Origin of the sequence: Thioflexithrix psekupsensis, assembly GCF_002149925.1 — a bacterium.
In the GTDB taxonomy this organism is placed as follows: Bacteria; Pseudomonadota; Gammaproteobacteria; order Beggiatoales; family Beggiatoaceae; genus Thioflexithrix; species Thioflexithrix psekupsensis.
Map to the genome: position 1 here is coordinate 333,996 of NZ_MSLT01000018.1, position 21,303 is coordinate 355,298.

The following is a 21,303-nucleotide window of genomic DNA, read 5'->3' on the forward strand; positions in this document are numbered from 1 at the left end:
ACGATCAGGTTTTAAGGTAAAGATAGTCTGGAAATTATTCCAGATCGTCTGTGGGTTCTTCAGTATTTTCTGTGTTTTCTGCCGTATTTTCCGCTGCGGGCATTTCGTACAATTGATCAAATTTGACCAACACACGATCCCATTTCCAGCTAGGAATTTGATATGCCCAATTTTCCCAACGTTGATTCAATTCAGCCGCACGCACTTGAGCCGATGGCGTTTTTTCCGCATTTTCTGCGCTGTCGGCTTGTTCTTGTGTTTCCGTTGTCGCTTCAGATTCGCTGGATTCAGTAGATTCAGTAGATTCAGTAGATTCAGCAGATTCACTGGGCGCGTGCGCTGTTAATAACAAATAACGTTGTTCGCCTGCTTTTTTCACGGTTAATTCAATGGTTAAACCATCGAATTGCTTAAATGTGGCTTGGGCTTCTGGGGTTTCTTCAAAAGTCAGTCCATTTACTGCTTGCACATCTTCAAAATCTAAGAAATTTAAAAATCCCGTCAAGCCATAAACAGAATTACTGTTTAATGTTGCACCTTCAGGCAAATCGCGTAATTGATAATCAGCCTGTTGTTTGTTTTCCTTAAACAATTCAATGGCTGTTTCTGAATTAGAATTAACTCGAATCGTTTGCCAATTATCCGTTGGAAAATTAGCAATTTCTTTATCCAACCAATTTAAAGCCACTTGGGGAAAAGATAACTGTCCCAAAACCCGCCAACTTTGACTAGATTCTGGCTCTCTCACATAAATTTCTTTCTGTTTTGGATCAATTGCAGAGACTTCTTGATTGCCAATCAGTAGAGAAATCAAAGGCTTTTCTTCGGTAGCCTTCACTTGCACTAAAACAGATTTCGCTTCAGATTCCGTCACCGATTCCACGCCAATACGGGAATATAATTCAGGGTTGCTTGTTCCCAATTCCAGCTTAACCACATCCGCCAATCCCAATAATAACGGATTAATTTTAGCCGTAGAAACAGGATAGTTTTGCCGCTCTAATAATCCCCATTGACCATTGTCTTGTTTAGACAAAGTAAAGGTTTCTGTCGCGGTGGTAATAACAATACTTTGGGCAGTGTCTAATTGGCTAGAAAAATAGGGAAATAAGCGTTCTCTTTCTGTCGTTTTGTCGTGTGGTGAATCAGGTTGTGTTAGCGTAAAAGCCGCAAATCCCAATAGGCCTGCAATTAAAATCAAAATAGATAACGTTTTAACATTCATAAAGTCAATCCTCTAAAACTCAACTGCGATGTCACACATTAAAAATAATCATGACATCGCAGAATGTCATCGAACCCTTATTGTGCGACGTTTTGCTTAAAAGTACGACGGCGACGACCGCGATACAAGCCCAACGCCAAGCCACCAAAACCCACTAATAATGGCATTAAACCAATATTCAGGAATTTTAAACGGCTTTCTAACTGGTCAATATCCTTTTGCAATTGATGCTGTACTTGACGCAATTCTTGACGAATATTAACCTGCTCTTGACGGAATTGTTCTAACGCTTGTTCTTGTTCTGGCGTTAAATTTAAATTAGCCGCATCTTGGCGTTGTTGTTGTAACTGATTGATTTTTGACTCAGTTTCTTCTAACTGCGCTTGCAAACGTTGCTCTTGTTCACGAAAACGTTGTTCTGCTTCGCGGCGAATATCTTCAACCCGTGTAAAAGGCCGTGCAAAAGTGCCTCGATTACGCACGCTAATTAAGTCATTACTGCCCGTTAAATTATCAACGGCATTAGTGACTAACGTGCCATTGGCTGCAATAGGCATCGCAATGCGTTGTCCTAAAAAGCTCTGTATCCGCACCCAAAATTGATCCGCTAATAAATCAGTATCCGCAAACACAATAACGGTCACGGGTTCACTGGCTTGATTCACATGTTCAGGTGAGGGATCACGCGGGGTTTCCGCGTTTTCTTCCTCAGAAACAGGTGCGCCATTGGGAAATGCTGTTTTAAATTGGCCGCTAATTCTAGCTGCTAATGTAAATTGATTTTCCCCTTTAAAATCCTTTAATAAAGTCTGCGGATCAGTCAAACCCAATAACTGGTTGGCTTCCAACAACATCGCTTCTGTGCTACTTTGGATTAACGGCACAAACTCCGTTCCCGCGTCTGCTTTGGGCGACAGCGAGCCGACAGAGGCAAAAGTGACGGTGTCTAAGCCGTTGGTAATCACGTCTTGCGTGTTAAAACCGCTTGTGTCGATGTCAATCCAAACAGGGTAGGGGGATACCACTGCGCGCCCTTGTCGCTCAATTTGCACCTGTTTTGCGCCCTTCAAATCGCCCACCACTTTATCCGCCACCAGTTCAACGCCCCAAGTCGCCGCCAATGGCCCTAAATCAGAATGACGTACATGCGCGGCCGCAGCGGCTGGATTACTGCTGTCAGGGCGATCCGCTTCAGAAAAGGGATCAATAAAAGCCAGCACACGCCCGCCTTTTAATACAAATTGATCAATCGCATACCATGTTTGATCCGTCAATTCTTTAGGATGAATCAGCATTAATACCGCTAAATCATTAGGAATTTCTTTAACGGCTTTATCCAAATTTTGCACATCAAATAAGGGTTTTAATTGCTCCATAAAAACCCATGCCGATGTATTGGCACGCCCTAAAGCGGGCATTGCTGTTTCTCCCTGTACAGGCAATGTGCTAATAATGCCTATTTTTTTCTGTTTAGGATGAGCTAAACGATAAATTAATTGCGTGACATCATATTCCAATGATTCTTCTTTATCGGGTTGGAAAAAAGTAATAATTTCTTTTTCCCCAATTCGATTCGTTCCTGCCAAACCAAAATAAAACATGGTATTGCTGGCATCAATCGGAACGCCTTGTAAACCATAGCCCACAGCGCGATCTTCGGCTTCTGAGAAAGGCTCTGGATCAATAATCTGCAATTCCAGTTTATCTCCAGCCAATCGCTGATATTCGTGCAGCAATTCTTTAACCCGTAACGCATAAGTGCTAATAGCAGGAAAATCACGCACTAATTGCTCTGATAAATATAAGCGCAATGTGACTGGTTCTGGCAGGTTCTGTAAAATATTTTTAGAACCTTGAGATAAGGTATAAATACGATTTTCGGTTAAATCTAAGCGGGCGGTTTTTAAGCTGGCATTACTGACAATATTAATGGCCAATAATAAAACCACACCCACTATTAAACCCGTGCTAGTCAGTAGTTTATTCATAAGCGGTTAAATCCAAATTATTCATGAATGTTAATCGGCTTTCTTCATTTCAATTAAGACCACAGTGGCAAATAACCAAAATGCAATTAATGACGCAAAATAAATCAAATTACGTACATCAATAACACCTTTACCAATGGCATCGAAATGGGTCAAGAAACTAAAAGAGCTAATGGTATCGACAATGATTGCCGGTGTCCAACTGCTAAAAAAATCCAATACCAAAGGATAACCACTCAGGATAAAAGCCAAGCAAACCACGACAGTGATAATAAAGGCAATCACTTGATTTTTCGTGATGGCAGAGATGCAAGAGCCAATCGCTAAAAACGCGCCTGCCATTAATAAACTGCCAAAATAACCCGCTAATATAATCATATTGTCGGGATTGCCTAAATAATTAACAGTGATCCAAATGGGAAAGGTTAAAAATAGCGCAATCGCCGTAAATGCCCATGCCGCGAGGTATTTCCCAATCACGGCCGAGGTGACTGTAATCGGCAAAGTCAGCAGTAATTCAATAGAACCGCTTTTTCTTTCCTCTGCCCATAAACGCATCGACAAGGCCGGAATAAGAAATAAATAAAGCCAAGGATGGAACATAAAAAACGGCATTAGATCAGCTTGCCCGCGCAGGAAAAAATTCCCTAAATAAAAAGTAAATATTCCACTTAATAGCAGAAAAATAACAATAAATACATAAGCTATCGGCGTAGAAAAATAACTGTATAATTCTCGCCGAAAAATAACACCAATCGCTGGATTCATAACAAACTCCAAAGTAGCTGTGAATTAATGCGCTGTGGTTAATTGACGAAACACGCTATCTAATTGACCGCGATCTACATGTAACTCACTGACTGACCATTGTTTTTCCCGTAGAGTCTGACTCACTTCTGCAACAATGGTTTGTCGTTGTTTTGGCAGTAATTGATAACGCAATTGATGCGCTTGTTCTTCTAAAATAATCAGCTTTTCTACACCATGAATTGCGGTTAATGTTTGGCGAATGTTTTCTGCTTGTTCGCTGGGTGCATCGACGGTTAACGTGATGGCATTATAATCTGCCGATTGCGCTTCTAATTCACTGGGTGTTCCATCAGCCACCAAACGCCCTTGTGCGATAATAATGGCACGCGAACAAACCGCATGAACTTCCTCTAAAATGTGCGTGGATAATACAATAACTTTCTCCTGCGCCATTTCTCGAATTAAGCCACGTACTTCGTATTTCTGATTAGGGTCTAAGCCATCCGTTGGCTCGTCTAAAATCAGCACTTCTGGATCGTGTAATATTGCTTGGGCTAAACCCACACGACGTTTAAAGCCTTTGGATAAGGTGTCAATCGGCTGATGTAACACTTGAGCAAGGTTGACTCGTTGAATAACGTAATCCAAACGCTGTTGTCGCAGTGTGCCTTTCAACTCACGCACGTCGGCAATAAACCGCAAAAATTCCCACACGGTCATGTCAGGATACGCGGGCGCGCCTTCGGGTAAATAGCCTAAACGACGCTTGGCCGCCAGCGGATTCGCAGTAATATCATCGCCTGCAATGCGAATTTTTCCCGCGCTAGGCGTTAAAAATCCCGTGATCATTTTCATGGTGGTCGATTTTCCCGCACCATTAGGGCCGAGAAATCCTAACACCTCGCCCCGATCAACTTGGAAGGAAATGTCATCCACTGCCACTAAGTTTCCAAACTGTTTTCGCAGTTTTTGTATTTCTATAAGGGTGTGCATTGTGTCTGTTTTCTCTCTGGGTATGAAAAAATAAACCCATAAAAAGTATTCTTTATGGGTCAAATTAACGTCTACTTTGTAAGGACTGTCGAGAGGTTTTCAAGCCTTAAAAATGTATTTCTTTGTTTAAGAAGGACGCTGGGGGTCATTTTTTAATGCAGCCAAACTCCCTGCCGCCGCATCTTTAGCCGACAAAATCGGTTGAGCGATAGGCCAAGTAATCCCCACATCGGGATCATCCCAACGTAAACATCCTTCATCTTCAGGATGGTAATATTCTGTGCATTTGTAATGAAAATCAGCCACATCAGATAAAACACAAAAACCATGCGCAAACCCCGGTGGCACATAAAATTGTTGATGACTCTCCGCCGTCAACGTGACTCCCACCCAACGCCCATAAGTGGCTGATCCCACACGAATATCTACTGCCACATCAAACACAATACCACTGGTGACATACACCAATTTGCCTTGCGGGTAATTTTTCTGAAAATGTAAACCACGCAATACATTTTTAGCCGAACGCGAATGATTGTCTTGCACGAATTGATCAGGCAAACCGTATTCACGGTAACGTTGCGCTTGGTAATTTTCTAAGAAAAAACCGCGCTCATCCCCAAATACTTTGGGTTGAATTAATACGACACCCGGTAGCGGGGTAGAAATCACTTTCATGATAATACTCTTATACTCAAAATAATCTTAAAAAGATTGCTCATAATCCAGTAAATATTTTAAATATTCACCATATCCGCTTTTACTTAATGGCTGCGCTAAAGCCAGCAATTGTTCATTGGTAATAAAACCTTTACGCCACGCAATTTCTTCAGGACAAGCGATTTTTAAACCCTGACGTTTTTCTACCGTCTGCACAAACAACGCCGCTTCTAATAAAGATTCATGTGTTCCCGTATCCAACCACGCAAAACCACGCCCTAAACGCTCCACCGTTAATTGCTGACGATGGAGATAAGCAATATTCACATCCGTAATTTCTAATTCACCGCGTGCCGATGGCTTAATATTATGCGCAATATCGACCACTTGATTGTCATAAAAATATAAGCCCGTCACGGCATAATGTGACTTAGGTTGTGCGGGTTTTTCAGCCAGACTTAATGCACGCCCTTCTTTATCAAATTCCACCACACCATAACGCTCCGGATCGCGCACCGGATAGGCGAAAACCGTTGCGCCTGTGCGCTGTTCCGCGGCGGCTTGTAATTGGCGTTGGAATGATTGGCCGTAAAAAATATTATCACCCAGAATTAACGCACAATGATCCGCGCCAATAAATGATTTTCCAATAATAAACGCTTGTGCTAATCCATCAGGCGACGGTTGCACCGCATAACTCAATTGAATGCCCCATTGTTCCCCCGTCTTTAATAGCTCTTGAAAACGAGGCGTATCGTGAGGCGTAGAAATAATTAAAATATCCCGAATGCCCGCTAACATTAATGTGGTCAACGGATAATAAATCATCGGTTTATCGTAAATGGGTAATAATTGCTTAGACATCGCTTGAGTAATCGGATGCAAACGAGTCCCAGATCCCCCCGCAAGAATAATTCCTTTCATTTATAACATTCCTAATCGTTGCCCTTGATAACTGCCATTTTGAATGCGTTGCCACCATTCTTGATGCGTTAAATACCACTGTACTGTTTTGCGCAATCCTGTTTCAAAAGTTTCTTGTGGTTTCCAGCCTAATTCCCGTTGAATCTTGCTGGCATCAATGGCATAACGCAAATCATGCCCCGGCCGATCCGTGACATAATGGATTAATTGACGGTGCGGACGGTGCGGAGAATTTGGCAATAATTCATCTAAAATATCGCATAAAGCATGAACCACTTGTAAATTGGTTTTCTCATTATGGCCACCAATATTATAAGTTTCGCCCAATTGCCCTTGCGTTAAAACGCAGTATAAAGCACGCGCATGATCATCGACAAATAACCAATCTCGAATATTTTCCCCACGACCATAAATCGGTAATGGCTTGCCCGCTAAACCATTTAAAATCATTAAAGGAATGAGTTTTTCAGGGAATTGATACGGGCCATAATTATTAGAACAATTGGTGGTGACCACAGGTAATTTAAACGTATGATGCCACGCCCGCACTAAGTGATCAGAAGCCGCTTTACTGGCTGAATACGGCGAATTGGGTTGATACGCGGTGGTTTCGGTAAACAATCCCGTTTCGCCCAAACTGCCATAGACTTCATCGGTGGAAATATGGTGAAAACGGAATTGTGCCTGTTGCGTCGCCTCTAAACTGTTCCAATACGCTCGCGTCACTTCTAACAAGTGATAAGTCCCCACAATATTGGTGTCAATAAACGGCTTCGGGCCATCAATGGAACGATCCACATGCGACTCCGCGGCTAAGTGCATGATGGCATTAGGGCGAAAATCGGCCATGACGTGGCGCATGGCTTCCACATCGCCAATGTCATGTTGGGCAAAATGGTAACGCGGTGAATTTGACACCGTCAGTAAAGAGTCTAAATTACCCGCATAAGTCAATTTATCCACATTACACACCTGTGCATCCGTGTGTTCAATCAAATAACGAATCACAGCAGAGCCAATAAATCCCGCTCCCCCAGTGACAATAATGCGTAACGGCTGTTGCATAGCAAAGTTATCCTATGGTAAATGTTGAATAATTTCCGAAGCGATTTGAACCAAAAGCGTATCAATTTGACTGTCGCTGTGCATGGACAAGGCTTGTTGATGTGCAGGATACACCTCAAGGCCTTGTAACCATTCCACCAATTGCCACGTACACGGTTTAATAATCATTGGATATAAACGCAGTTGGCCGCGACTTTGCAGCGAGAATAAGGGTGGAATGTGTTCTGTCAAAATAAAGTCTGAACTTAAAAAATGAGATGAAATCAGTAAAATAGCCACATGACTGCGCTGCATGGCGTGCTGCATGGTCTGATAGGTGTGACTGTGTTCTGTGTGATCGTCCCAAGCACTGAGACGATTGCGCGATAACCATCGCTCAAGGTGAGTTTGTAAACGCTGACACCATGCCACATCTCGAGAGCTGTAACTGATGAAAATTAAGGATTCGCTCGTGGTTTCGTCAGCAGAAGCGGCATTAAATAATGTCGGCGGCGGTAATGTCTCCGTTTCTGCGTTTATTGGTAAATTGTCTAAACGTTCTAAAAACGGCCGCAGCACCGCCGCTGCATTTGGCCGCAGAAGCATGGCTTGCGTCAATAATTCGGGTAAACGAGATTGTCGTTGTAAATGGTGGAGTAAATCGGCCATTAATTTTTCACGACTACTGGCTTCTAAATGATCAATTTCTATTTGTAAAGCAAAATAAAAACCTTTAATTTCATCTTTATCAAACTGTTGTAAAAAAAATCGTCGTAAAAAATTCTGTTCGGCCAACGTTATCATCATGTTTAAAACTACGTTAAAGAAATGCCCCAAAATAATTTTTTTTCATTATACTACTCTGCTTAACACGGGATGATGGGTATTTGTTACCTCATCCAGCACACAGATGCTGTGCAGTCATGCTGCACGGTGGTTTGGCTATTTTACCTGATTTTACCGTTATTTTTTCTAATGTGATGACATGGGAATGAATCCTGAACACAAACAAGGCACACTACTGATTGTCGATGATACGCCCGCCAACATTAGTGTTTTATTTGATTTCCTCACTGATGAGGGATTCAAGGTTTTAGTGGCTAAAAATGGCAAGGGTGCCATTCAAAAAGCAGGACATGCACATCCTGATTTGATTTTATTAGACATTATGATGCCTGAGATGGACGGTTTTGAAGCCTGCCAGCGGTTAAAAGAAGCTCAAGACACCAAAGATATTCCCGTTATTTTCATGACCGCGTTGGCAGATACCGTGGACAAAGTCAAAGGTTTTTCTTTGGGCGCGGTGGATTATATTACTAAACCATTTCAACATGATGAAGTGTTGGCGCGAATTCACACCCATTTACAAGTGCGCCGCCTCCAAACCGAATTAGAACAAAGAAGCAAAGAATTAGAACAGCGCAATATCGAATTAGATGCGTTTGCGCGCACGGTGGCGCATGATTTAAAAAATCCGCTGAACGTGATTATGGGTTATACAGAAATGTTGTTGTTGGAATTATCTCCTCACGAGCCACCAAAACCAGATGTACTTGAAACAGTCGCTCAAGTGGGACAAGCCAGTCAGAAAATGTTAAGTATTATTGATGCCTTGTTGTTGCTTTCTGGTGTCGCACAACGCGATAAAGTGCCAATGAGTCCGCTAGATATGACGGATATTATTCATACGTCATTAAGCGAGCGTTTGGCGAGCATGATTGATCGGCATCAAGTTAAGGTAAATTTACCCGAAACGTGGCCAGATGCCAGCGGTTACGCGCCGTGGGTGGAAGAAGTGTGGGTGAATTATCTCAGTAACGCCATCAAATACGGCGGCCAACCGCCAGAGGTGACATTGGGGGCTGAGGTGATTGAGCAAGAGAGTATGGTGCGTTTTTGGGTGCGCGATAATGGGGCGGGATTATCGCCAGAGGCTTGTGCGCAGTTATTTACGCCGTTTACTCGTCTAAATCAACAAGGTGGCATTGAAGGACATGGTTTAGGTTTATCGATTGTGCGGCAAATTATTGATAAGCTGCACGGTCAAACGGGGATAGAAAGTCAAGAAGGACAGGGCAGTTTATTTTATTTTACCCTGCCTGCGGTGATGAAAGTGATTTGATGTTCAATCTGTCAGAATCAGAATTTACAGAATTTTAGGATTTACAGAATTAAAGAATAAAAAATTTGTTTAAAATAAATGATTTGCAAGAATAAATTTTGAAAATTCTTGTGTCTGTAAATTCTGATTCTGACAAAATAAGGATTCTACGAACCCTATTTTTTTTGTATTGTACAGGGTAGCTGGGATTGGGTGCTTTTACAGCCTCGACCTGTGGGAACGAGATAAACGAGGTGAGAACCATGCGGAGAAGGTTGCATTTTTTAAAAGCCGATTCATCATTTTTAACAAATGGCTCTGGTAAGATAGGACACAACCAGATAAAGTGCTGGAATCGATCAGACCGTTTAAACGGTTGGCATCACAAGGACTATACAATGCCACAGTCAATACTCTCACTCAGGCATTGGATAACAAAAATAAATCGCTTAGACCAACGGTTATTACCATGTCACTACAAGATCAAAATCTGCAAGAATATTAAAACAAACAGACCATGGTGTCGATATATCTCATCAATGGAATTCGCTTAAACGGCTATGTAGGGGGATTCGACCAATACGTCGTGATTTTGGAAAGCAACAACAATCGCCAAATGATTTATAAACACTCCATCTCAACTATTTTGCCCATGTCTCAAGAGGACAGATCAAACAACACCGAACGCACCCCTCACCCACGCGGACTCGTTAAACCGCCACGTCAACCGTAATAGGTTTGGCGTTTCTAAGGCGTGTAAGTGAACACGACTCCGTCTTAGAAACGCATCAAAACATCAACCAACGTCGCACATCTGCCCACGCCCGATAGAATAACACCCACGCCAATGCCCGTTGACCGATCTCTATTTGTGCTTTGCCGCGCATTCCAGGGCGCAATTGATTGTTTTGATTGGATAATTTCCCCTCAACAATCACCACCGTCGCACCGTCTTGTACAGTGATTTTGGGGTGAATACGTTGCACGTGCAACGACCACGTTTCATTGGGATAAGCAGTCAATTTGACGGTCATCGGTAAATTCAACGCAATATAAGCCCATTCCGTCACTGGCACAGCCACTTCCACCACCATTTCTGCTAACGGCGCAATCTCGAATAAACTCTGTCCCGCATCCAAAGGACTGCCTTGTACGCGCTTTAAATCACCGCTTAATATGACACCACTTATTGGACTGCGAATATCTAAGTGTTCCATACGATAATCTTGCAAAGCCAATTGCGCTTCGACGCGCTCAATTTCTAATTCAGCTACTTGTACTGCGGCAGTGTCACGCGAAGCTGCACTTATATCTTTTTGTTTTAACAAGCGATTTTTTTCAGCCGTTAAACCCGCTACCGTCCACGCCACTTCTTGCCCGTCTAAAACAGCCAAAATGTCACCCGCGGCAACCACATCCCCCGGTTCGCGCAGAGACGTTTTCAACACACTGGGAAAAGGCGCGGTGACAAAACGGCGTACACTGGATTGTAATGTGGCTTGTCCTTCGATATAGTGTGTGACAGGAATGGTCAAAATAAGAGACAGGATAAACAATAGAACACCGAATAAAACCCCACCACGCCACCGTTTACGTATTTTTTGCCATAAACTAAGATGGCCGCCTTGCGTTAATAATAAAACACTGGTTAAGATCGGAATTAAAGGTTGTAATAATTCTGGTGGCGGGGCGGTCTTTTCTTGCCAACCTATTACCAAAACCCAATGCGTGTGTCCAGAAAATTGCAATGGAATACTAATAATATGTTTCAATCCACTGATTATTAAAACTTTTTTTAAAGCGGCGTGTTCAGAAGAATAAAGGGGAGTGGCTTGGGTGCGAGTAAAATCCATTAATTGTTCTAAGGCGTGTACCCAATCGGCTTGGCGTTGTATCGTTTTGAGATCAACGCCCGCTTGTAAACGGCAGTGAAACCCCCGACATCGCCCCAACCACACCCGTTCACCCCCATAATAATCTGCCAATTCATCACAGATTCTTTGCAACAAATCAGGTGCAGAAGTCATCTGTAACCAACGCGCTTGGGCGTTTAATAACCAATCGCTCTGTGCCGTTTCATGTCCCAGCAGGGGAACATAACCCGCTAACAACTGCAATACTGTAGCAAAAAATTCTAGCGGCTGTTTTCCCGTGCGTAACACTAAGCACAATGCCGCCGCTGTAGACGATAACGGTACTGTCAATAGCCAATGTTGGCGCGTGTCGTCTAGGGGAGTGTAAACTAATTGCTGTTGCTGCTGGGCATGTTGGGCGTGTTGAAGTAACACATTTTCTAATTCAGGATGCCACGTCAAGGCTTGTGCAGATAGAATACGCAAACCCAACGCAAACTGTCCAACCGTATTTTTTTCTACAAAAGCAGCCCCAGCCGCATGGCTTAATCCTAAAAGAATACGCAATAAATGTAATTGCTTTTCTTGCGATGAAGCGCGATTTTCTGATAATACACGCAACTCTTCCCCCAATGTCGTGAGCGACAAAGTGGGAATATCGACGACGGCAGAGGGAGTTAATTCAGGTGAAGGCATTTATTGCAAAGAAGGCAAACGCGCTGTATTAGCGGTTTCTTGTTGTTGACTGGCGAGGGCTTGATTCAGCAGTTGTACCAATTGACGCACCCCTTGCTGAGATAAAGCAATACGAGAATGGATGGGCAAGTGCATATCGCCCGTGGTTGGATCGGGCAAACTTCCAGAAGAAAAATTAATAATCACCTCTTCTCCCGTGACGTTTAACACGAATTGGGAGGCATACAAGGCTTGCGTTTGCTCGTAGCGCACGCGCACTTGACGGGGAGAAGGGTTGTCGTTGCTTTTGTTGTCTTTCATAGGGAATTCTGCGTAAAAGTGGAATCACTTAGTCAATCTCAACGGTACATTTAACACCGCTGCGAATACTGTATTTGGGATTGGGAAACTGTACGTGTATTTTTACCGTATCACTACTGGCATCGGTAATGGGCGCGATAAACGTCACTTTGGCCGATTGGCTGGCAAAATCAAGTCCGGGAAAATGAACTTTTACCATTTGATCTTTTTTCAGTGCCAAAGCCGCCGCTGTTGGTAAATGTAAAGTGACACGCAAAGGGTCTACACTGGCAATGCGCATAATATCGGCTTGCTGCCCACCAACCCATTCAGCGGGTTGTCGGATAATTTGCGTCACCATCCCGTTGAATGGACTGCGCAAACGACGGCGTTCAATTTGGGCGCGTAAGCGATTATACTCCAAACTGCTTTCTTGAATGGCATCGCGGGCGGCTTGTACTTCGGCTTGGGCGGATTCTAAAGCAATGCGAGCTTCTGAGATTTCGTGGGCTTGGGCATGGCCTTTGGCCAACAAAGGTGTGAGTCGATCTAAACGCTCTTGATGCAGTTTAGCAATGGTTTGTGCGGCTTTTAAACGTCCTGCGGCGTTTTTTCGGGCTTTAGCCACTTCCAACGCGGCTTCTAATACGCGATTGTCCAAACTGGCGACCACATCGCCTTGTTTCACTTGTGCGCCTTCTTGTACGTTTAAGCTGGCTAAAATATCCATTTCAGGCGCGGCTAACGCAATTTCTCGATTCGGTTCAGTAAAGCCCGAATAACTGGCCGCATTTAATCCATTAACCCATAATAATAATGCAATCCATAAAGCCCATTTAATCATTTTTTTAACGCCCTTTTATTCGCCCAAATAACCATAAATTACCAAAGCCAATCCCACAAAAAACATCAGCGGCACACCATAATCAATCGATTTTACTTCTTTTTGTAACGCGCTCACATATTCTCGTTTGGATAAATCGGAAATAATAAACGGTTGATCGCCCTGTAAAAATCGTGCCAACATTAATTCACCGTTGCGATCAGTGGCTTGTCCGTAAATATATAAAGGTTGTCCAACGGGAATAATGTGTTCTTGTAATTGATAGCCGATCACCGTTTCATGATTTTGTGCGATTGGCAATTCAAATTCGTGAAAATTTTGGCGAAATTCATCAAAATGACTTTTCGCCATTTTTTGTAATTGTTCTTTTAAATCACGGTATTGTACCAAAATCTTTCCTGTATCATCTTCAATGTAAAAATCAGTAAATTCTTCTTTTTCAAAGACTTTTTCCTTAATTTTTGCTTTACCCACAAGGCGATGAATTTGGGCTTTGTAGTAAATGCAAGGTGTTTTGCCCAGAGGAGAAAGGCATTTTTTATCTGCGGTGATTTTGGTTTGCCCTTCAAAAGTCATGGCAAAATTTCCTTCCCCCAAAGAAAAATGTGCTTTGTGACACAGTTGAATCATGTCAATAATTTTATCAGGATCGCTGTCTTTTAGATGGCGTAAATTGCTTTTAAGAGTGCTGCCGCCGATCTTGGCCAATACGGCAAAAATTATCAGCATGATCCCACTTGCAACAAATAAAGATGACATTTTTTCTCCACTTTTGTCATGATAAAAAAAGTGACTAAGTATTTAAACGAAAATAATCTGGACTATCCGCATTTGTTTCTATTGCCCCCTATCTTTCCTGTTAGGAGGGGAAAGAGATGAGGTTATCTTGTTAGATTTTAACAGTAAAAATAACTCATTATTGCCCCTCCTATACCAAATTAAGCCATTCATAAAATTTTTCTGTCAGAATCAGAATTTACAGAATTTCAGGATTTTCAGAATTAAAGAATAAAAAAAGTTTTAAAATAAACGAGTTGCAAGAGTCAATTTTGAAAATTCTTTAATTCTGTAAATTCTGATTCTGACAAAATAAGGATTCTATGAATCATATCTTTTTGGTATAGCAGGAGGAGGTAGGGGGCGGTAGAAATCTTGATATTCTAAATGGTTTTAGTCGCTGGAATATTTCTATTTAACGACTTATAATTTTTTATAGCCGCAAAATTACCCCGCCGCCACAACCCCATTCACCTTTAACTTCACCACTTCCACACTTTCTAAGCCTTCATTATCGACGACTTTAACAGCCACTTGATGCGTTCCTGCTTTAAACTTAAAGCGTTGTTTGCCGTCTTTATCAATGATAATTGAGGCTTTAAAACCCTGGTTCAGCCTCATAATTAAAATCCCAGGCATAAAACTCAATCCCAACTGGAGACTCGCCAAAAGCCTGAAACTCAATTTCACGTAAGCCTTTTTTGTCTGCACCTAAGTCTGTAAATTCAATGCGCAAAGTCGGCTTTTTCGCCATCGGCACCACCTGATCCACAGGCAATAGCTCAATAATTACGCCTTCATGATTGCGCAACCGCGCCACTTCTTGAATCGCACCTTTACCAAAACTAAAAGCGATTAATACGCCAACGGGTTTATTATCGGCTTTATTTTGCTCAAATAGGGTTTTATCGAAGCGTTGAATGGCGGAAAAGAAATTGTCGATGATATTGCGACCGATACCGTCGGAGCGTTTAACTTGAATAGGAATACCGTCTTTGCTTTTGCCGTCTAGTCCTAAATCACCCTTTTGTTTGATGTTGGGAATGCCGCCGTATTGTTGGATAATCCATTGCTCAAATTCAAACGCATTAGAATAACGCAAAGTATCATAGTCGTATTTGTGCAATTGGACAATAAACGGCGCAGAGAATAAATTGCGTTGTTTTTCGAGGCGCAATTCGGAAACCTTGATCGCTTGAACGGATTGATCAATACCAATCCAATTTCGTTTTAAGCGTTCTGCAACGGCGACGGTTGTGCCACCGCCGACAAAAGGATCAAGCACCGTATCGCCTTCGTTGCTGGCCATGTTGATAATGCGTTCTAATAAGGCTTCGGGTTTTTGCGTGGGGTAGCCGATGCGTTCTTTTGCATGAGCTTGGACATTTTGAATATCTCCCCAGAAATTTCCTAAAATTTCACCCTGTTGCTCATTTAAATAACGTTTTAAAGCCAATCGTTTAGAATAATCAGGATGACCTGCTTTATTTTTTGGGTAGTGAATTCTTCCCTCATCATGTAATTTTTGCATGGTTTCTTTTTCATAACGCCATCCTTTTTCTGGAAATCCATAACCCATCCATTCATACATCATATTAGGGCGTGGATTTGGGCTGGTCATATCTGCTAATCTATATTTTCCTCTGCCATCATTATCATCATATTTATAAAAACTATCTTTATATACCAATTTTTTCAGAGTCGTATAATAATACTTTTCAAATAGGAGAGAATAATGAACAAAAGATATGAAGATTTAGAAGAATTAATGTCAACAGGTGAAGCGAGAGAAGTGAAGCGAGCGATGGCAGTAAGAATGTCTTTGCTTGGTTTTGTGCGTGCGGAAGCGGCTTTAGCGTGTTGTGTCAGTGTGCAATTTGTGGATAAATGGAAAGCCATTTATTTAGCGTCAGGGGTTGAAGGATTAAAGTTAGCGTATAAAGGCTCACCAGGGTATTTAAAGCCGCGTGAACGAGAAGATGTGATTAATTGGATACAAGAAAAGAAGACAATAACAATAGAGGAACTAAAGAGATACTTAAAAGAGGAGTATGATGTTTTCTATTCTTCAAATACTTCTTATACTAAATTATTAGAAGAAGCGAATTTAAGTTATAAGAAGACACACAAAGAGAATTCGGCAAAAGATGAGGTAAAAGTGGAAGCTAAAAAAAAAGAGATTAAGGATTTAATAGATAAGGAGCGTGAACAGATAGAAAGTGGAGAGGTAATGTACTGGATGCAAGACGAAAGCCATCAGTTGTGGGGAGATATTTGTGGTTATGTTTGGTCGAAAAAAGGAGAAAGAACGTCAATAAAGATGAGTAATTATCGCACTTCTCAAACGTGGTATGGAGCGGTGAATATTTATACGGGAGAATTTATTTTAGATAGGGCAAAGAAAGCTGATACAAAATATACGATAGACTTTATTAACTGGCTCATTTACAGATATAAAGAAGCCCGTCATGTGATTATTTGGGATGGTGCAAGTTATCATCGTTCTGAAGGTTTAAGAACTTATTTAGAGAAATTAAATGGGGGACTTCCAGAATCAGAATGGAAAGTTCGTTTATTAAGATTTGCACCTAATGCCCCAGAGCAAAATCCAGTCGAGGATATTTGGCTTCAAGGTAAGAATTGGGTCAGAAAGAATTTTCATCGCCTATCAAGCTTTAAAGAAGTCACTAGTATGTTTGAGACCTTTTTGTCAGGTAAAGTGTTTAAGTTTAATAAAATTAAACAGTATCTTATACCTAATATCTAGGTAGATATTAAAACTTAATTTGTTTTTATATCTCACATAATTTTGGTATAGGCTTCGGAATGTTTGCCATAAACTGGATTATAAGTGCATTTATTTGATTTGGAATAATACCAAATAGTGTCTGTTAAAACAGCTATTTTCTTTTTAGCATCATTATGGGCATTATGCCGTTGCCAAATAATTTCACCTCTAAAATTATCTTCACCAAAAATCCGATTTAAGATAAGCACTTTTATCTCAGCATTCGCGTGCCAATCACAATGCAGAAAAATAGACCCCGTCGGCTTTAAAATACGGTGTATCTGTGCAACTCGCTCTTTTAGCCAAGCGATATAATGATCGACACCTCCCGACCAGCGATCTTCAAAACTACGCCTTTCTCCCGCATCACCCCAGATCAGCTCATAATTACGATTAGAAAAAAACGGCGGATCAAGATAAATCAAATCCACAGATTCGCTTTCCATTTGCTGTAAAATCGACAAATTATCGCCCAACAATAGCTTATTCATACTGGCTTGTTCCTATCAAAAAATCATAAAATTCTGTAAATTCTGATTCAGACAAATAAAAAAATCCCAGCCTTTTAAAAACGGTTGAATTTTGAGCCAACAACTCCATAATAGCATGGTAAGCAATCGAGAAACGGTTGCATTGAAAACTCAAGTGAGAAAATCAACCTCATAACTTCCCCTGTCTAATGAGCATACTGTATGCCTTCAATATCGATGTTTTACGGACTGATTGTTTATATGTACTTCATGGATAATAAACAGCACAAATTACCTCACATCCATGTTAAATACCAAAACAACGAAGTAATCGTACAAATCCCAGAAGGCACAGTCCTTGAAGGAAGCATTCCCAGTTCAAAAATGAAATTACTCCAAGCATGGATAGAGTTACACAAAGAAGAACTCATTGCAGATTGGGAACTTACCGTTTCTGGGGAACAGCCTTACAAAATTGAACCATTAAGATAATAATGATGAACCCAAGAGTTAAAACTGTCACCGCAAATTCAAATTATAAATTGAAAATTCAGTTTAATAATGGTGAAGAAGGTATCTATGATTGTTTACACCTACTCGATTTTGGTGTATTCAAAGAATTGAAAGATATTAACTATTTTAAACAAGCCAAAGTTTTAGACGGCACAGTTGTATGGCCACATGAGCAAGACATCTGCCCTGACACGCTATACTTAGATTCAATCAAAACCACATAGAACCCTATCTTTTTGGTATAGGAGGGAGAAAACGACCCGCTTATCTTGTTAAATTTTAACAACAAAAATAAGCCGTGATTTCCCCTCCTCATTCATTCTACCAGCGTTCCCGCAAACGAATAATTGCCTCACGCACTTGCTGCGGTGCCGTCCCGCCAAAATGATTCCGTGCTGCCACAGAGCCTTCCAAAGTCAACACCGCATAAATATCCGCTTCAATCTCCGCCGAGAATTGTTTAAAAACCTCAAGCGGTAAGGCTTCCAAATGATAGGCATTCACCACACAATAACGCACCACCTGCCCCACCACCTCATGCGCATCTCGAAACGCCAAACCTTTGCGCACCAAATAATCAGCCAAATCCGTCGCCGTGGTAAAACCTGCCAACGCCGCAGCGCGCATTTTTTCCCGATTAACACGAATCGCAGGGATCATGTCCGCGTACACTTTTAAACAACCGCGCACCGTATCAATCACATCAAAAATCGGCTCTTTATCTTCCTGATTGTCTTTATTGTAAGCCAATGGTTGTGCTTTCATGAGCGTCAACAGACTGAATAAATGCCCATACACCCGTCCTGTTTTACCGCGTACCAATTCAGGCACATCAGGATTTTTCTTTTGCGGCATAATAGAAGAACCCGTACAAAATGCGTCACTGAGTTCGATAAATTGAAACTGTGCTGATGACCACAAAATTAATTCTTCAGAAAAACGCGATAAGTGCATCATCAACGTCGCCGAAACGGCCGCAAATTCAATGGCAAAATCCCGATCACTCACCGCATCCAACGAATTTTCCGCCACCGACTCAAAACCAAGTAAGGTCGCCGTATAAGCGCGATCAATCGGATAACTGGTACCCGCCAAAGCAGCCGCACCCAAAGGCATGACATTCACCCGACGGCGGCATTCGCGTAAACGTGCCTGATCCCGCAACAACATTTCACACCACGCCAACAAATGATGACCAAAAGTCACCGGTTGCGCACTTTGCAAATGGGTAAAGCCCGGTAAAATGGTTTCGGCTTCGGTTTCGGCCAATTGCGCCAATTGTTCCAAAAATCGCCGCAACTCCCGCCCAATTTCATCTATTGCATCACGCAGATATAAACGAATATCGGTGGCCACTTGATCATTGCGGGAGCGTCCTGTATGTAATTTTTTACCCACCAGACCTATTTTTTCCGTCAAACGATGCTCAATATTCATGTGGACATCTTCCAAAGCAATCGACCATTGCCAGCGTCCCTCACGAATATCCTGTTCAATCTCACGTAAACCTTGTACGATTTGCGCGGATTCTTCGTGGGTTAACACTCCCACGTGCGCCAACATTTGCGCGTGCGCGATTGAACCTTGAATATCATACGCATACAATCGCTGATCAAATCCCACTGAAGCCGTAAACGCTTCGACAAACACATCGGTTGGCTCGGTAAAACGACCGCTCCATGGCTTTTCCACTGTACTCATGATACCCATTTCCTAAGAAAATTTTAAAAGAGATAATCCCTGACGAAACAAAGAGTTTTGTCAATCCTGACTTCAGAAACTGATAGAATTAATTAAAGCCTCTGCCAAGTTATGTTAAAGTAATCAGCCAGAGTTTAACATCAGAAAATTAACGTTGGTGTTTCTGAAGAAACTTGTCCCTACCGCGCTTGACTTTGAGAAGAACCAAGTATGTCTAAAACAACGACTCCCTCTACCACTGATGAATTAACAAGGCCAGAGAACAAATGTCCCAGCCGTATCTTAGTTGTCGATGATGACAGCTTTATTTTAACGCTGTTGTCTGCGTGGCTGGAAAACGAAGGCTACGAAGTACGCACAACCGAAAGTGGCGACGCGGCGATTGCCTTATTGCCCAAATTTTTGCCGCACGTGGTGATTACTGATTTGCGTATGGAGGGCATGGATGGGATTGCGTTGTTGAATCAAATTCAAGTGTACAGTTCTATCTTACCCGTCATTATGTTAAGCGGCAGTGCGCAGATTTCCGATGCGGTGCGGGCAACGCATCAGGGTATTTTTGAATTTTTGACCAAACCGATTGAACCTGAAGAATTATTGCGCTGTGTGCGTTCTGCATTGACTTACGCGGGGCATCACCGCGGACAAATGGACAATAGTTTTGCGCCGGAGATTATTCACCAAAGTATATTAATGTCCAATTTATTAAAACAAGCCGAGCGCGTGGCCAAAAGTCGCAGCAGTATTTTTATTGGTGGTGCGACGGGAACAGGGAAGGAATTATTAGCCCAAGCCATTCACCGCGCCAGCCCGCGGGCGAATGCGGTTTTTTTAGGGATTAATTGTGGCGCGCTGTCAGAACAATTGTTGGAATCGGAACTGTTTGGCCATGAAAAAGGGGCATTTACGGGGGCAGTGCGTAAACATGCGGGTTTATTTCAAGCGGCCAGCGGTGGCACTTTGTTCTTAGACGAAGTGGGCGATATGCCGCCGAGTTTACAAGTAAAACTGTTACGCGTTTTACAAGAAGGACAGGTGAAACCCGTAGGCGCGGTGGATACGGTGTCAATTGATGTGCGCATTATTTGTGCGACACACCATGATTTGGAATTGGCGGTGAAACGGGGAGAGTTTCGAGAGGATTTGTTTTATCGTCTCAATGTCATTCCGTTGTACATGCCTGCGTTGAACGAACGCCGCGAGGATATTCCCTTATTAATCAATTATTTTCTCGCTCAACGTGCCAAACAAGAAGGTTTAGAAGAATCCCCTCGTTTTGCACCAGAGGCTTTGGAATACTTGACTTCTCTGCCGTGGCCGGGGAATGTGCGTCAATTGCAAAATGTGGTGGAGCGGTGCAGTGTTTTATCCATTTCACAAATTATTCCCTTGAGTTTGGTTAAGCGGGCGTTACGCGAGCCTGAAAGCAAATTCCAAACCTTAGAAGAGGCACGGGCAGAATTTGATCGGAATTATTTGCACCGTGTATTGCGTATGGTGGCGGGAAATGTCAAAGAAGCCGCAGGCATTGCGGGTTGCGATCAAGAGGCTCTTACCAGCTTATTGAAACAGCACCGCATCGATCCCCATGAATTTCGCAAAAGCACGGGAGATGAAGAAAATAATTCTACCGATGACGAGGGCATTCGTTTGGTTTAGGGATAAATGGTGGCTTTTCTCATTCCCAAGTGTTGGCT

At 42.3% G+C, this 21,303-nt stretch carries 22 protein-coding genes; 6 read left to right on the forward strand and 16 right to left on the reverse strand.

The genetic code is table 11. The features are described 5' to 3' along the window. Nucleotides 1-34 precede the first annotated feature (34 nt). The 8 genes from TPSD3_RS11900 to TPSD3_RS11930 all read right to left on the reverse strand — a co-directional run bounded on the left by TPSD3_RS11900 (nucleotide 35) and on the right by TPSD3_RS11930 (nucleotide 8,391). The gene (locus TPSD3_RS11900; protein WP_086488755.1) at nucleotides 35-1,225 is read right to left on the reverse strand and encodes a DUF4340 domain-containing protein; all 1,191 of its coding nucleotides are present in this window, start codon (nucleotides 1,223-1,225) and stop codon (nucleotides 35-37) included. Nucleotides 1,226-1,302: 77 nt separating this feature from the next. After that, complete coding sequence (locus TPSD3_RS11905; RefSeq protein WP_086488756.1) at nucleotides 1,303-3,213, reverse strand: GldG family protein; 1,911 nt, start codon at nucleotides 3,211-3,213, stop codon at nucleotides 1,303-1,305. A 30-nt stretch (nucleotides 3,214-3,243) separates the two neighbouring features. Continuing rightward, the gene (locus TPSD3_RS11910; protein ID WP_086488757.1) at nucleotides 3,244-3,981 is read right to left on the reverse strand and encodes an ABC transporter permease subunit; all 738 of its coding nucleotides are present in this window, start codon (nucleotides 3,979-3,981) and stop codon (nucleotides 3,244-3,246) included. Between the two features lie 24 nt (nucleotides 3,982-4,005). Next, entirely contained in the window at nucleotides 4,006-4,956 is a 951-nt protein-coding gene (locus TPSD3_RS11915) for an ABC transporter ATP-binding protein (protein ID WP_086488758.1), read from the reverse strand. A gap of 126 nt (nucleotides 4,957-5,082) precedes the next feature. Beyond that, nucleotides 5,083-5,634, reverse strand: coding sequence for a dTDP-4-dehydrorhamnose 3,5-epimerase (rfbC, locus tag TPSD3_RS11920; RefSeq protein WP_086488759.1), 552 nt, complete (start codon nucleotides 5,632-5,634; stop codon nucleotides 5,083-5,085). A 27-nt stretch (nucleotides 5,635-5,661) separates the two neighbouring features. After that, nucleotides 5,662-6,540 (reverse strand): glucose-1-phosphate thymidylyltransferase RfbA, encoded by an 879-nt coding sequence (rfbA, locus tag TPSD3_RS17595; protein WP_176329858.1) that lies wholly within the window; start codon nucleotides 6,538-6,540, stop codon nucleotides 5,662-5,664. Beyond that, nucleotides 6,541-7,605, reverse strand: a complete 1,065-nt coding sequence (rfbB, locus tag TPSD3_RS17600; protein ID WP_176329859.1) for a dTDP-glucose 4,6-dehydratase — start codon at nucleotides 7,603-7,605, stop codon at nucleotides 6,541-6,543. 12 nt (nucleotides 7,606-7,617) lie between these two features. Continuing rightward, complete coding sequence (locus TPSD3_RS11930; RefSeq protein ID WP_086488760.1) at nucleotides 7,618-8,391, reverse strand: TIR domain-containing protein; 774 nt, start codon at nucleotides 8,389-8,391, stop codon at nucleotides 7,618-7,620. A 184-nt stretch (nucleotides 8,392-8,575) separates the two neighbouring features. Between TPSD3_RS11930 and TPSD3_RS11935 the strand changes: the two genes are divergently transcribed. After that, on the forward strand, nucleotides 8,576-9,706 hold the full coding sequence (locus TPSD3_RS11935; protein WP_086488761.1) for an ATP-binding response regulator: 1,131 nt from the start codon (nucleotides 8,576-8,578) through the stop codon (nucleotides 9,704-9,706). A 496-nt stretch (nucleotides 9,707-10,202) separates the two neighbouring features. After that, nucleotides 10,203-10,418 (forward strand): RNA chaperone Hfq, encoded by a 216-nt coding sequence (gene hfq, locus TPSD3_RS11940; protein WP_086488762.1) that lies wholly within the window; start codon nucleotides 10,203-10,205, stop codon nucleotides 10,416-10,418. Between the two features lie 55 nt (nucleotides 10,419-10,473). Here the strand turns inward: hfq and TPSD3_RS11945 are convergent, their stop codons facing one another. From TPSD3_RS11945 to TPSD3_RS11965, 6 genes are all read right to left on the reverse strand, one after another. Further along, nucleotides 10,474-12,234 (reverse strand): efflux RND transporter periplasmic adaptor subunit, encoded by a 1,761-nt coding sequence (locus TPSD3_RS11945; protein ID WP_086488763.1) that lies wholly within the window; start codon nucleotides 12,232-12,234, stop codon nucleotides 10,474-10,476. Continuing rightward, nucleotides 12,235-12,534 (reverse strand): DUF3467 domain-containing protein, encoded by a 300-nt coding sequence (locus TPSD3_RS11950; RefSeq protein WP_086488764.1) that lies wholly within the window; start codon nucleotides 12,532-12,534, stop codon nucleotides 12,235-12,237. A gap of 28 nt (nucleotides 12,535-12,562) precedes the next feature. Further along, nucleotides 12,563-13,357, reverse strand: a complete 795-nt coding sequence (locus tag TPSD3_RS11955; protein WP_086488765.1) for an efflux RND transporter periplasmic adaptor subunit — start codon at nucleotides 13,355-13,357, stop codon at nucleotides 12,563-12,565. Between the two features lie 15 nt (nucleotides 13,358-13,372). Further along, nucleotides 13,373-14,116 (reverse strand): GIDE domain-containing protein, encoded by a 744-nt coding sequence (locus TPSD3_RS11960; protein WP_086488766.1) that lies wholly within the window; start codon nucleotides 14,114-14,116, stop codon nucleotides 13,373-13,375. Between the two features lie 465 nt (nucleotides 14,117-14,581). Beyond that, nucleotides 14,582-14,755, reverse strand: a complete 174-nt coding sequence (locus TPSD3_RS17605) for a hypothetical protein (protein ID WP_176329860.1) — start codon at nucleotides 14,753-14,755, stop codon at nucleotides 14,582-14,584. Then, nucleotides 14,733-15,755 carry a DNA methyltransferase gene (locus TPSD3_RS11965; protein ID WP_086488767.1) on the reverse strand — a complete coding sequence of 341 codons (1,023 nt, stop codon included), beginning with the start codon at nucleotides 15,753-15,755 and terminating at the stop codon, nucleotides 14,733-14,735. The genes TPSD3_RS17605 and TPSD3_RS11965 overlap by 23 nt, the downstream gene beginning before the upstream one ends. Before the next feature lie 114 nt (nucleotides 15,756-15,869). Between TPSD3_RS11965 and TPSD3_RS11970 the strand changes: the two genes are divergently transcribed. Then, nucleotides 15,870-16,901, forward strand: a complete 1,032-nt coding sequence (locus TPSD3_RS11970) for an IS630 family transposase (protein ID WP_086486662.1) — start codon at nucleotides 15,870-15,872, stop codon at nucleotides 16,899-16,901. Between the two features lie 32 nt (nucleotides 16,902-16,933). Here the strand turns inward: TPSD3_RS11970 and TPSD3_RS11975 are convergent, their stop codons facing one another. Then, entirely contained in the window at nucleotides 16,934-17,413 is a 480-nt protein-coding gene (locus TPSD3_RS11975; RefSeq protein WP_086488768.1) for a DNA-methyltransferase, read from the reverse strand. 216 nt (nucleotides 17,414-17,629) lie between these two features. Here TPSD3_RS11975 and TPSD3_RS11980 point away from each other — a divergent pair, with 216 nt between their 5' ends. Together TPSD3_RS11980 and TPSD3_RS11985 are read left to right on the forward strand one after the other, a co-directional pair. Further along, a complete protein-coding gene (locus tag TPSD3_RS11980; RefSeq protein WP_280938421.1) occupies nucleotides 17,630-17,884 on the forward strand; it encodes a DUF4160 domain-containing protein in 255 nt (84 codons plus the stop codon). A 2-nt stretch (nucleotides 17,885-17,886) separates the two neighbouring features. Beyond that, entirely contained in the window at nucleotides 17,887-18,129 is a 243-nt protein-coding gene (locus tag TPSD3_RS11985; RefSeq protein ID WP_217884448.1) for a DUF2442 domain-containing protein, read from the forward strand. 97 nt (nucleotides 18,130-18,226) lie between these two features. Here TPSD3_RS11985 and argH read toward each other — a convergent pair whose 3' ends face one another. Beyond that, a complete protein-coding gene (gene argH / locus TPSD3_RS11990; protein WP_086488770.1) occupies nucleotides 18,227-19,606 on the reverse strand; it encodes an argininosuccinate lyase in 1,380 nt (459 codons plus the stop codon). Nucleotides 19,607-19,816: 210 nt separating this feature from the next. On the opposite strand from argH, the gene TPSD3_RS11995 reads away from it, so the two are divergent. Continuing rightward, a complete protein-coding gene (locus TPSD3_RS11995) occupies nucleotides 19,817-21,265 on the forward strand; it encodes a sigma-54-dependent transcriptional regulator (protein WP_086488771.1) in 1,449 nt (482 codons plus the stop codon). Nucleotides 21,266-21,303: the final 38 nt, after the last annotated feature.